This window comes from Pluralibacter gergoviae ATCC 33028 = NBRC 105706, assembly GCF_001598855.1.
GTDB lineage: Bacteria > Pseudomonadota > Gammaproteobacteria > Enterobacterales > Enterobacteriaceae > Pluralibacter > Pluralibacter gergoviae.
Window position 1 is genome coordinate 119,918 of record NZ_BCZS01000009.1, and the last position, 12,039, is coordinate 131,956.

Consider the following 12,039-nt stretch of genomic DNA (forward strand, 5'->3'; position numbering starts at 1 on the left):
CACATTGAAAGAGGGGTGTAGATTACTTTGGATACCGCGTGGTCATTAACATCCCCTTTTCTTATATACCGACTACGATTTTCGCCCTTCAACACGTATCAGAAGATCGGTCACTATCAGTATATTCAAATTTATTGAATTCCAATAACTAACTATTTCGCTGTCTTTATCATAAATTTCGCCCCAACATAGCCGAAACTGAACAATCTGATTCACTAACTGCTTACGCTTACAGGGGCTCTTATGTCACGCATTCTCGTTCTGAAATCCAGCATCCTCGGGGACTTTTCCCAGTCCAGCAAACTGGCCGACTACCTTACCGCCGAGTGGCGGAAAACCCATCCCTCCGACAAGATCACCGTGCGCGACCTGGCCGCCGAGCCGCTGCCGGTACTGGACGGCGAGATCGTTGGCGGGTTTGGCGCAGGCGATGACGCCAACGAGCGTCAGAAGGGCATCCGCGCACTGTCCGATACCCTGATTGCCGAGCTGAAGAGCCACGATATTCTGGTGATCGCCGCGCCGATGTATAACTTCAATATCTCTACCCAGCTGAAAACCTATATCGACCTGATCGCCCGCGCCGGCGAAACGTTCCGCTATACCGAAGCGGGCGCTGAAGGCCTGGTGACCGGTAAAAAGGCGATTATCGTCAGCAGCCGCGGCGGTATTTACGACGGCAGCGCCAACGACTTCGTGACTCCTTACCTGAAGCTGTTCCTCGGCTTTATCGGCGTGAAGGATGTGGAAGTCGTACTGGCCGAAGGCCTGGCGATGAGCGACCATGCCGCGCAGTCGGTTGAAAAAGCGAAGGCGGCTATCGCCGCGCTGGCGGGTACCCGGGCCGCTAGGGCCGTTGCCGCAGAAGCCGCCAACGATCCGGCACAGGCAGCGCGCGACGCCGACAGCAAAGAAGCGCCGACCGGCTTCCTGCAGCGTCTGCTGGCGAAGCTGTTCGGTTAACGGACTCCGGCCTCGCAATGAGGCCGTTTTACCTTTCCTTTTCCGCATCTCCGCACGCGCTTTGCGGTCCCGATCGCCTTTTCTTCCCGCGCCGCTTGCTACGCTTGTTAATCACATTTTATTAACATAGCCAGCAGGAGCGACGATGAGCATGAATCCCTTTGAGTTTCGTACGGTAGCCTCCATAGCCGTTCAGTGGGGCGGCGCACGCGCGCTGGGCGAGAGCCTTGCCGCGAGGTTCTCCGCCCGCAGCGCGCTGTTGATTACGGATAAGGGGCTGGTCAGCGCCGGGCTGATTGCGCCGGTCCTCGCCTCGCTGGAGGGCTCGGGCTTTCGCGTCACGGTGTTCGACAGCGTGGTGGCCGATCCGCCGGAGCAGATTGTCCACGCCTGCGCCGGGGTAGCCGCCGACGCGGATGCCGATATTATCATCGGCCTCGGCGGCGGTTCGTCGCTGGACATCGCCAAGCTGGCGGCCGTGCTGGCGGCGGGCAGCCAGCCGCTGTCGGAGATGTACGGCATCGGCAAGGTCAGCGGTTCGCGCCTGCCGCTGGTGCTGATCCCGACTACCGCCGGGACCGGCTCCGAGGTCACCAATATCTCCATCATTACCACCGGCGAGACCACCAAAATGGGCGTTGTGGCCCCGCAGCTGTACGCCGATTTTGTCCTGCTGGATGCCGAACTTACCGTCGGGCTGCCGCCGCTGCATACTGCCGCCACCGGCATTGACGCGATGGTCCACGCGATTGAAGCCTACACCAGTAAACACAAGAAGAATCCGCTGTCAGACGCTCTGGCCCGCGAGGCGCTCCGGCTGCTGTCGGTCAACCTGGTCGCCGCCTGCCGCAGCGGCGCCGATCGCAGCGCGCGCGAGGCGATGCTGCTCGGCGCGACGCTGGCCGGTCAGGCCTTTGCCAACTCGCCCGTGGCGGCCGTTCACGCCCTGGCCTATCCGCTCGGCGGGCACTACCACATCCCCCACGGCCTCTCCAACGCGCTGATGCTTGAACCGGTGCTGCGCTACAACGCCAGCGCGGCGGCGCCGCTGTACGCTGAGCTTGCCGACGTCGTAGGCATTGCCGGCGGCGGCGATGTCCGCGAGCGCGCTAACGCTTTTGTACAGTTTATGGTCGATTTGATGGAGCAGAGCGGGGCACCGCGCCGGCTTCGCGATGTGCAGGTGACGGAGGATAGCCTGCCTCGGCTTGCCGCCGATGCCATGCTTCAGACCCGGCTGCTGATGAACAATCCGATCGATGTCGATGAACAGGCCGCGCTCAGGCTTTATCAGGCCGCGTTCTGACCGCGCCTATCCCATCAACTGCAGAAGGATGTTCCGTATGAATGATATTCGCCTCTACATGCTCCAGTCAGGCACCCTCAAGTGCAAGGTGCACAATATCAAAATGAACCAGGGCGGCGGCGCCGACTACGAGATCCCTGTGCCTTTCTTCCTCATCACCCATCCAGAGGGCCACACCATTATCGACGGCGGCAACGCAATTGAAGTGGCGACCGATCCGCGCGGCTACTGGGGCGGCATCTGCGACGTTTACTGGCCGGTGCTGGCGGAGGATCAGGGCTGTGTTGATCAGATCAAAGCGCTGGGGATCGATCCGGGTGATGTAAAATACGTCGTCCAGTCGCACCTGCATCTCGATCATACCGGGGCCATCGGCCGCTTCCCCAATGCCCGGCACCTGGTGCAGCGTGTGGAGTACGAGTATGCCTTCACGCCGGACTGGTTCGCCGCCGGAGGTTATATCCGTAAGGACTTTGACCGCCCCGGGCTGAAATGGCAGTTTCTCAACGGCGTTGAGGACGATTTTTACGACGTCTACGGCGACGGTACTCTGACCACCATTTTTTCGCCGGGCCATTCGCCGGGGCACCAGTCTTTCCTGGTCCGTCTGCCCAACAGCAGGCCCCTGCTGTTAACAGTGGATGCCGCCTACACGGTCGATCACTGGGAGGAGAGGGCGCTGCCGGGCTTTCTCGCTTCGGCGGTGGATTCGGTGCGCTCGGTGCAGAAGCTGCGCGCCGTGGCGGAGCGCAGCGATGCAATTGTGGTGACGGGACACGATCCCGACGCCTGGGCCGGATTTAAAAAGGCGCCGGAGTATTACTCCTGATCGACGAGTGGGAGGGCGTCCGGCCCTCCCTCTGCCGCAAGCCTCAGGCAATAGCGGTATTTTTCTGCCGACCCATCAGCCAGAAGACCGCGGCTCCCGCCAGCAGAATGCCCGGCGCCGAGGCGGCCATCACGCCAACGGTGCCGGTGCCCAGCGCCAGCATTTTTCCCGCCAGCAGCGGGCCGGTCATCGCCCCCAGCCTGCCAACGGCCACCGCCGTACCGACGCCGGTGGCGCGAATTTCCGTGCGATAGAACTGCGGCGCCAGCGCGTAGAGGACGCTCTGCCCGCCGGTGGCGAACAACCCGGCGACGAAGCCGGAAACCAGCATCCCGCTCAGCGAGCTGGCGCTGCCCAGCGCCAGCAGCGAGGCCAGCATCCCGGTGTAGATCAGCACCGACATGGCCAGCGGGCTGAGCCTGTCCATCAGCGCGCCGAGCAGCAGCGTGCCGCTGGCGGCGCCGAACTGCAGGACGAACATCACCCCTGCCGCCTCGCTGGCGCTGAAGCCCTGGTCTACCAGCAGCATCGGCAGCCAGTTAATTAGCATATAGACCACCAGCAGGGTAAAGAAGTAGCTCAGCCACAGCAGCAGGGTCGCCGCCGCGCTCTCCGGCGCCAGCAGCGCCCGCAGCGGCGCGGCCTTTCTGCTGGCGCTGAAGGCCTGCGACTCCGGCAGCCAGCGCAGCAGGGCGGGCACCAGCAGCAGCGGCACGATGCCGCCGACCCAGAAGACGGTCTGCCACGCCCGGGCGAGGCCGAAAAAGCCCAGCGCCGCCGCCAGCGCCGCGCCGATGGGCACCCCGCAGTACATCAGGCTCACCGCCGTTCCGCGCAGGCGCGGCCCGGCGGCTTCGGCGGTGAGGGCGATCAGGTTGGGCAGCGCCGCCCCCAGCCCGACGCCGGTCATCAGCCGGGCCAGCAGCAGGGTAGGGTAGTTCCACGCCAGGGCGGTCACTACGGAGAAGAGGCCAAACAGCAGCACCGAGGCGGTCAGCACGCGCTTGCGGCCGATGCGGTCCGCCAGCACGCCGCCCGCCATCGCTCCCGGCAGCAGGCCGAGGATCCCGGCGCTGAAGATCCAGCCCATCTGCATTTTGTCGAGAGAGAAAGCCTGCGCCATGCCGACGGCGGCGATCCCGGCGGCCTGCAAATCGAGGCCCTCCATCAGGGCGACCATAAAGCAAAGCCCGATAGTGACTATCAGGCGCGGGTTGTTTCCAGAGGTGGTTGAAGTCATAGGGTACCTTTGCGAAATCCGGACGGTCGGAACAGAGGAACGGCGGCCGGTACGTTGCCGGCCGCGCGCGTTTTATTGACTGCGCCCGAGCAGATCCAGCGCCACGTCGACGATCATATCCTCCTGGCCGCCGACCATCCGGCGTTTGCCCAGCTCCACCAGAATATCCACCGTGCTCAGGCCGTAGCGTCTGGCCGCCGCTTCGCTGTGGCGCAGGAAGCTGGAGTAGACCCCCGCGTAGCCCAGCGCCAGCGTCTCGCGATCCACCCGCACCGGCCTGTCCTGCAGGGGGCGCACCAGATCGTCGGCGGCGTCCATCAGCGCCAGCAGATCGGTGCCGTGATCCCAGCCCATCTTGTCTGCGGCGGCGATAAACGCCTCCAGCGGCGCGTTGCCCGCGCCCGCGCCCATGCCGGCGAGGCTGGCGTCAACGCGGTCGCAGCCCTCTTCGACGGCGGCGATGGAGTTGGCGACGCCGAGGCTCAGGTTGTGGTGGGCGTGCATCCCGGTCGCGGTGTCGGGCTGAAGAACATCTTTCAGGGCGCGGAAGCGGTCGCGGATGTCGTTCATGTTCATCGCTCCGCCGGAGTCCACCACGTAGATGCAGGTCGCCCCATAGGACTCCATCTTCTTCGCCTGCTCCGCCAGCGCCTGCGGCGAGGTCATGTGGCTCATCATCAGAAAGCCGACGGTGTCCATCCCCAGCTCGCGGGCGAAGGCGATATGCTGGGCGGAGACGTCCGCCTCGGTGCAGTGGGTGGCGACGCGCACCACCCGCGCCCCGGCCTGATACGCGTTTTTCAGATCGTGCAGGGTGCCGATCCCCGGGATCAGCAGGGTGGCGATTTTCGCGTTGCTGACCGCCGAGGCCGCCGCTTCGATCCACTCAACGTCGCTGTGCGCCCCGAAGCCGTAGTTGAAGCTGGAGCCCTGCAGGCCGTCGCCGTGGGCCACTTCAATGGAATCCACGCCCGCGCTGTCCAGCGCGGCGGCGATCCGGCGCACGCTCTCCAGCGAATACTGGTGGCGGATGGCGTGCATGCCGTCGCGCAGCGTCACGTCTGAGATATAGAGTTTTTTACCGTTCATGCTTTGTCTCCCGCCGCCGCGTTCATTGCCTGAGCCATCTTCTCCGCCGTCTTCAGCGCCGCCGAGGTCATAATATCGAGGTTGCCCGCGTAGGCGGGCAGGTAGTGCGCCGCACCCTCCACTTCAATATAAATCGCGGTTTTCAGGCCCGAGAAGCGGCCCACGCCCGGCAGATTGACCGGCTTATCGTCGGGGATAACCTCAAACTGCACCTGCTGCTTCAGGCGATAGCCCGGCACATACGCCTGCACCGCCGCCGCCATCTCGTTCACCGAGGCTTCGATGTCGGCCTTAGAGGCCGCTTCGCTCAGGACGTAGACCGTATCGCGCATCATCAGCGGCGGCTCGGCGGGGTTGAGAATAATAATGGCCTTGCCCTTTGCCGCGCCGCCCACCTGCTCGATAGCCAGCGAGGTGGTTTCGGTAAATTCGTCGATATTGGCGCGGGTGCCCGGTCCGGCAGACTTGCTGGCAATCGAGGCGATGATCTCCGCGTAGTGGACCTTCGCCACTCTTGATACTGCCGCCACCATCGGGATAGTGGCCTGGCCGCCGCAGGTGACCATATTGACGTTCCCCTGCTGAAGGTTGCTGTCCAGGTTGACCACCGGCACGCAGTAGGGGCCGATGGCCGCGGGCGTCAGGTCGATAACCCGGATGCCGGGTTTCGCTTCCCGCAGGGCGGCGTCGTTTTTGACGTGCGCTCCGGCGCTGGTGGCGTCGAACACAAAATCAATGTCGGCAAATTCCGCCATCTGCATCAGGCCGCCGACGCCTTCGTGGGTGGTGGCCACGCCCATCCGTCGGGCGCGGGCCAGGCCGTCCGATTCAGGATCGATGCCGACCATCACCGCCATCTTCAGATGCTCGCTCTGGCGCAAAATTTTGATCATCAAATCGGTGCCGATGTTGCCGGAGCCGATAATGGCGACGTTACGTTTTCTCATGGCTGACGTCCTTCTTGTCCGGCGACGAAGCGGGCCGCCACCGAACCAATACCTTCAATATGGGCTTCGAAACGATCGCCCTCGTTAACGGCCACCATCGGGCCGAGCGCGCCGGTCAGGACGATATCGCCCGCGCGCAGCGGCTCGCCGAGGCTCGCCATTTTGCGCGCCAGCCAGACGGCGGCGTTGAGCGGATGGCCGAGACACTCGCTGCCCCGCCCGCTGGAAACCTCCTCCTGATTGCGGGTCATCCGCATGGCGCAGTTTTTCAGATCCAGCCCGTCCGGGCGCTGCGCCGGACCGCCGAGGACGTACACCCCGCAGGAGGCGTTGTCGGCCACGGTATCGACAAAGCCGATGGCCCAGTCGCGGATGCGGCTGCCCACCACTTCGAGAGCGGGCAGCACCAGGTCGATGGCGGCGTACAGCTCGTCAAAGGTGGTATCGCCGTGGGGAAGATCGCGCTTCAGGACCAGGGCGATTTCTGCTTCGACTTTCGGCTGCAGTACCCGGGCAAAGGGCACGTCGGCGTTATCGCCATAGCACATGTCGGCAAACAGCGTGCCGAAGTCGGGCTGGTCAACGCCGAGCTGCTGCTGCACCTTCGGATGCGTCAGGCCGACCTTGCGGCCAACCACCCGCCGCCCGCGGGCAACGTGGTGTGCTACGTTAATGCGCTGAATGTCGTAGGCCATCTGCGCATTGTCGCTGCCGATAATGTCGCGCAGGGGGGCGATGGCCTGGCCGGAGGCTTCCGCTTCGCGCAGCTGCCGGGCCAGGTGTTCCGGGGAATTTGTTGTCACGGCGTCTCCTTATGGACGGGCGAGGAAATCGAGCACCAGCTGGTTGAAGCTGTCCGCGTGCTCCCACTGCGCCCAGTGGCCGCAGTCGCGATAGATATGCAGTTCGGACCCGTTAATGCCCGCCAGCAGGCGCAGCCCGGCATCCATCGGCACGAAGCGGTCGTTGCGGCCCCAGACAATCAGCGTTTGGGCCTTAATTTCGCCCAGCCGCGGGGAGAAGTCCGGGAACTGCTTCGGATTGGCTTCGAGGCTTTTCACGAAGCTCTCCAGGTGATCTTTGCGCGCCAGCATGTTGTTGAGACGGGCTTCAAACAGCGCGTCCGTCAGATCGCGGGTGTCGAAGACGAAGATGTTCATCATCTTCTTGAGGTTCTCAATCGTCGGCTCACGGTAGAGCGCATTGAGCAACTTGATCCCTTCGGTGGGCATCGGCGTAAACAGGCTCATGCCGCCGGTTCCGCCGCCCATCAGCACCAGCTTGCCGACGCGCTCGGGCCAGGTGAGGGTAAAGGCGACCGCGCTGTGGCCGCCCATCGAGTTGCCCAGCAGGTGCACTCTGGCAATATCCAGCTCGTCGATGACGCCTTTAAGAATGCGGGCGTTGAGATCCGAGCGGGAGCCGGTGTTGACGAAAGTGTCGCTCTTGCCCCAGCCGGGGCAGTCCACCAGGATCACCCGGTAGCCCGCCGCCACCAGCGGATCGATATTGCGGCTGAAGTTGGCCCAGCCGGTGGCGCCGGGGCCGGAGCCGTGCAGCATCACTACGGTTTCATCGCCGTGGCCGCAGTCGTTGACGTGGATACGCAGGGTCTGGCCGCCCTCCTCAATGTTAAGAAAGCGGCTGGTGTCGGATTCAATTTGCGGCTGATAGCTCATCATAATTTCCTTGTATTCAGTTCTGTACAGCGGCGCTGAGGGAGCCAAAACCGGCGATCCACTCGGGGATCGGCCGGTAGTAGCGCCCCTCGCAGCGCCAGCTGCCGAAGGCGGACAGCGTCGCGAAGGCGGCCATCCAGGTTTTAATTTCGTGGGCGGATTTCCCGGCCATTGCCGACAGCGCCTCGTTGCTGACGGCGTCCAGCTCGTCAAGGCGGCCCTGCTCAAGCAGGGACATAAAGCGGGTGTCCCAGATGGGGTTCAGCGGGTGCAGGGAGTTCTGATCGTGGACGAACTGCTTCGCCGCGCCGATCACCCGCTGCTGGCGCAGTTCGCGCTCGTCCGGCGGAAGGTGCTTGCCGCTGCCGAGCAGGCGGTCGCGCATATGCGCATCGGCCTTCGCCAGTTCCGGCACCGGCGGCTGGTGGGAGAGACCCCCGGAGGCGAGGATCAGCACCCGCTTGTCGAGGGTAGTCAGGAAGCGGCCGACGGCCTCCCCGAGCATCCGGGTGCGGCGAAAGCCCGGCAGCGGCGCGGCGACGCCGTTGATAAACACCGGCAGCACCGGCAGCGTATCCAGCCCGCCGAGCAGGAACTCCAGCGGCTGGGCGAAGCCGTGATCCACCTGCATACAGTAGGAGAGCGCCAGATCGATGCCGTCGTCGATCACCGCGTGGGCGCAGGCTTCCGCCAGCGCCTTCGGCACCGGCAGCTCGCCGGCGGCGCTGGTGAAGTCGCCAATCGACGTGGCGCCGGCGCCTAAGCAGAAGGGCGGCATCACGTCGTAGAAAAAGCCGTTGTAGTGGTCCGGGGCGTAGAGCACCACCAGCTCGGGATCGAAGGCGGCAATGCGCGCCCGGGCGTCGGCGATGACGCCGTTGACTTCATCAAGCACCGCCTGCTCGGGGTCGACGTAGCCCACCAGCGGCGTGTGGGAGAGACAATGGAGATAAGCGTGCATATCAGGCCACCTTAGCAACAGAAACGGGAGCGGCGGCGGGCGCCAGGGAGACGGCGGCGGCCAGCGCCTCCAGCCGCTCGCCCACGGTTTGCGGGATGGCGACGGTGGCGACGAAGCGGTCGGGGCGCAGCACCGCAATAGAACAGTTGTGCCGGGCGAACCAGCCGCGCAGCCGGTTCTGGGTGTCGCCGACGCGGATAGCGCCGGGGAAATTGTCCTGATCCCGGCGGATCTGTACCTCGGGCACCACCTGAATAAAGCGCACCCCGGCGGCCTGCCAGCGGGCGATCTGCGCTTCGCTCAGCCCCCACTGCGGGTTGCAGCCCCAGGCGACAACGGCAAAGTTAGCGCCGATAACATCGTCCAGCAGCGCGATGGAGCCGTCCTCCAGGGTCACCTTCGGCTGGATAAACATTTTGCCCACCGGCGAGGTTTTACCTTCGCCGCGCATCAGCAGCGCCCCTTCCCGGTACTGAGGCATCGGCTTAAAGCGCATCTCAAGGAAGTAGCGCTTCACCGGCGGCAGGTAGTTCAGCGCCCAGGAGATACCGTCGCGCAGCGCGCCGTGCCAGCGCTTCGCCGGCGCCAGCACGTTGCCCGCGGTCACCGACAGATCGATCATCGCCTTCGCGTGATCCCGACGCTCCTGCTGGTAGGTGTCGAGCAGCCGGCTGTCCGCCGTGCCGTTCACCACCATCGCCAGCTTCCAGGCGAGGTTAAAAGCGTCGCGCATTCCGCTGTTGTAGCCCTGGCCCTGCCAGACCGGCATGATGTGCGCGGCGTCGCCCGCCAGCAGCACGCGGTCAACGCGAAAGCGCTCGGCGATGCGGGCGTTGTGGGTGTAGACCCGCTGGCGGATCAGCTCCACGCGATCCGGATTGGGCAGCACCTTGCTCAGCAGCTTGCGCATATTCTCCGGCTCGCTGAGCCGGGCCTCGGTCTCTCCCGGCATTACCATAAATTCAAAGCGGCGCACGCCGTGGGGCAGGGCGGCGGAAACGTAGGGGCGCACCGGATCGCAGCACAGGTAGACGTGCGGGGTCGCCAGCGGATCGTTGGCGATATCAATAACGATCCACTGGTTAGGGGCGGTTTTGCCTTCGAAAGGAATATTCAGGGTGCGGCGAATAAAGCTGCCGCCGCCGTCGCAGGCCACCAGCCAGTCGGCCTGCACCGTTTCGCGCTCGCCGCCGGGGCCTTTCAGGTGCAGGGTCACTTCGTCCGCGGACTGGCTGAAGCTTTCCACCTCCCGGGAGAAGAGGCAGCGCACGTTGGGGAAGCGGCTCAGCCCCTCGTACATCACCGCATCGACCTGGGGCTGGATGAAGGCGTTGCGCCGCGACCAGCCGAACTCGTCGGTCATCGGCTGAATATCGGCGAAGCAGCGCCCCTTCGGAGTCAGGAAGCGCATGGCGTGCCACGGCGTGGTGTGGGGCAGCACGTTCTCAATCAGCCCGACGGACTGCATCGCCCGCAGGGATTCATCGTCAATGCCGATGGCTCGGGGGTAGTCGATCAGCGTATCGAGCTTCTCGATCACCAGCACCTCGACGCCCGCCTGGCCCAGGTAGTTCGCCATCATCAGGCCGACCGGACCTGCGCCGACGATGGCAACCTGAACCTTGCCGGTCGCGCTGTTGTTTTCTTTCACGTTGCTGTAGGGCATATGTTACTCACTTGTTAATATTTTTATTGTTTGTGGAGTATATGAGCCGCATTTTTGCCCTACAATGAAAAGTGGGTCTGCTGTGCACCAGGTGCACTTAACTGTTTTAAAAGGTTTTTCAGGAGGGTTTTAATGGCGAATGACGGCGGGGCCGACTATAAAACCGTTCGCGGCCTGACCCGCGGACTGGCGCTACTCAACGCGCTGAATCGGTTAGACGGCGGAGCGGGCATTGCCGAGTTGAGCGAGCTCACAAATTTGCACCGCACTACCGTTCGCCGGCTGCTGGAGACGCTGCAGGAGGAGGGCTACGTGCGGCGCAGCCGGTCAGACGACAGCTACCGGCTGACGCTGAAGGTGCGTGAACTGAGCGAGGGCTTCCGCGACGAGCAGTGGATCTCCGCCATCGCCGCGCCGCTGCTCGGCAAGCTGCTGCAGGAGGTGGTCTGGCCGACGGATCTCACCACCCTCGACGTCGACGCGATGGTGGTGCGGGAAACCACCCACCGCTTCAGCCGCCTGTCGTTTCACCGCTCGATGGTGGGCCGGCGCCTGCCTCTGCTGCAGACGGCTTCCGGCCTGACCTGGCTGGCCTTCTGCCCCGATCACGAGCGCGAAGAGCTGATCTCCCTGCTGGCCGCCCGCGAGGAACCGGAATACCGGCTGGCGCGCGAGCCGCTGCGCCTCGGAAGCCTCCTGCGGCGCATCCGGCAAAACGGCTACGGCGAAAACTACATGACCTGGCAGCAGGAGCAGAAAATTGCCTCCATTGCCGTGCCGGTGTGCGGCGAAGGGGGGGCTATCGCCGTGCTCAACCTGGTCTATATCGCGCAGGCGATGAGTATTGAGCAAGCCGCCGGGCGCTACCTCGGCGCGCTGCAGGCGACGGCGGGGAAAATTGAGGCGGGGATCCGGGCGTCCGCCGGAGCGCAGCAGGCGATGGAAGCCGCGCATGGCGAGGGCGGCGATAAAGGCGTATTATAAATGCGTCTTTACTCTCCAGGAGCCCTGCCATGTCCGCCAACCGCATCCCGCGCGAAAAGCTCACCATCCGCCGGATGATCGCTCTCTACGCCAATACTTGCCCGCAGGCGCTCCCCGATGCCGCCCACTACGCGGCGCTGAACGCCTACGCCGATAAGCGCCTCGATAAGTGCGTCTTTGGCGAACAGAAGCCCGCCTGCAAGCAGTGCCCGGTGCACTGCTATCAGCCCGCGAAGCGCGAAGAGATGAAGCAGATCATGCGCTGGGCCGGGCCGCGGATGCTGTGGCGGCATCCGATCCTGACCGTGCGCCATCTGATTGACGACCGCCGCCCGGTGCCCGAGCTGCCGGAGAAGTACCGGCCGAAAAAGTAGC

11 protein-coding genes and 1 pseudogene are annotated in these 12,039 nt (G+C 64.1%); 5 read left to right on the top strand and 7 right to left on the bottom strand.

The features are described 5' to 3' along the window. Positions 1-243 precede the first annotated feature (243 nt). The 3 genes and pseudogenes from ENGE1_RS11520 to attM all read left to right on the top strand — a co-directional run. A pseudogene (locus ENGE1_RS11520) lies at positions 244-831 on the top strand (FMN-dependent NADH-azoreductase); the annotation flags it as partial. 277 nt (positions 832-1,108) lie between these two features. Then, on the top strand, positions 1,109-2,269 hold the full coding sequence (locus ENGE1_RS11525) for an iron-containing alcohol dehydrogenase (protein WP_048253353.1): 1,161 nt from the start codon (positions 1,109-1,111) through the stop codon (positions 2,267-2,269). 37 nt (positions 2,270-2,306) lie between these two features. Further along, positions 2,307-3,098, top strand: coding sequence for an AttM family quorum-quenching N-acyl homoserine lactonase (attM, locus tag ENGE1_RS11530; protein ID WP_048253352.1), 792 nt, complete (start codon positions 2,307-2,309; stop codon positions 3,096-3,098). A gap of 43 nt (positions 3,099-3,141) precedes the next feature. On the opposite strand, the gene mhpT is transcribed toward attM, so the two are convergent. From mhpT to ENGE1_RS11565, 7 genes are all read right to left on the bottom strand, one after another. Continuing rightward, a complete protein-coding gene (gene mhpT / locus ENGE1_RS11535) occupies positions 3,142-4,338 on the bottom strand; it encodes a 3-(3-hydroxy-phenyl)propionate transporter MhpT (RefSeq protein WP_048253351.1) in 1,197 nt (398 codons plus the stop codon). A 72-nt stretch (positions 4,339-4,410) separates the two neighbouring features. Further along, on the bottom strand, positions 4,411-5,427 hold the full coding sequence (gene mhpE / locus ENGE1_RS11540) for a 4-hydroxy-2-oxovalerate aldolase (protein WP_048253350.1): 1,017 nt from the start codon (positions 5,425-5,427) through the stop codon (positions 4,411-4,413). Next, a complete protein-coding gene (gene mhpF, locus ENGE1_RS11545; RefSeq protein WP_048253349.1) occupies positions 5,424-6,374 on the bottom strand; it encodes an acetaldehyde dehydrogenase in 951 nt (316 codons plus the stop codon). The genes mhpE and mhpF overlap by 4 nt, the downstream gene beginning before the upstream one ends. Next, entirely contained in the window at positions 6,371-7,177 is an 807-nt protein-coding gene (gene mhpD, locus ENGE1_RS11550) for a 2-keto-4-pentenoate hydratase (protein WP_048253348.1), read from the bottom strand. The genes mhpF and mhpD overlap by 4 nt, the downstream gene beginning before the upstream one ends. A 9-nt stretch (positions 7,178-7,186) precedes the next feature. After that, positions 7,187-8,053, bottom strand: coding sequence for a 2-hydroxy-6-oxonona-2,4-dienedioate hydrolase (gene mhpC, locus ENGE1_RS11555; RefSeq protein WP_045290545.1), 867 nt, complete (start codon positions 8,051-8,053; stop codon positions 7,187-7,189). A gap of 16 nt (positions 8,054-8,069) precedes the next feature. Further along, a complete protein-coding gene (mhpB, locus tag ENGE1_RS11560) occupies positions 8,070-9,014 on the bottom strand; it encodes a 2,3-dihydroxyphenylpropionate/2,3-dihydroxicinnamic acid 1,2-dioxygenase (protein ID WP_048253347.1) in 945 nt (314 codons plus the stop codon). Between the two features lies 1 nt (position 9,015). Beyond that, positions 9,016-10,680, bottom strand: a complete 1,665-nt coding sequence (locus ENGE1_RS11565) for a bifunctional 3-(3-hydroxy-phenyl)propionate/3-hydroxycinnamic acid hydroxylase (RefSeq protein WP_048253346.1) — start codon at positions 10,678-10,680, stop codon at positions 9,016-9,018. Between the two features lie 132 nt (positions 10,681-10,812). Here ENGE1_RS11565 and ENGE1_RS11570 point away from each other — a divergent pair, with 132 nt between their 5' ends. Continuing rightward, the gene (locus ENGE1_RS11570; RefSeq protein WP_048253345.1) at positions 10,813-11,664 is read left to right on the top strand and encodes a DNA-binding transcriptional regulator; all 852 of its coding nucleotides are present in this window, start codon (positions 10,813-10,815) and stop codon (positions 11,662-11,664) included. 29 nt (positions 11,665-11,693) lie between these two features. Then, the gene (locus tag ENGE1_RS11575) at positions 11,694-12,038 is read left to right on the top strand and encodes a nitrous oxide-stimulated promoter family protein (RefSeq protein ID WP_043082282.1); all 345 of its coding nucleotides are present in this window, start codon (positions 11,694-11,696) and stop codon (positions 12,036-12,038) included. Position 12,039 lies beyond the last annotated feature (1 nt).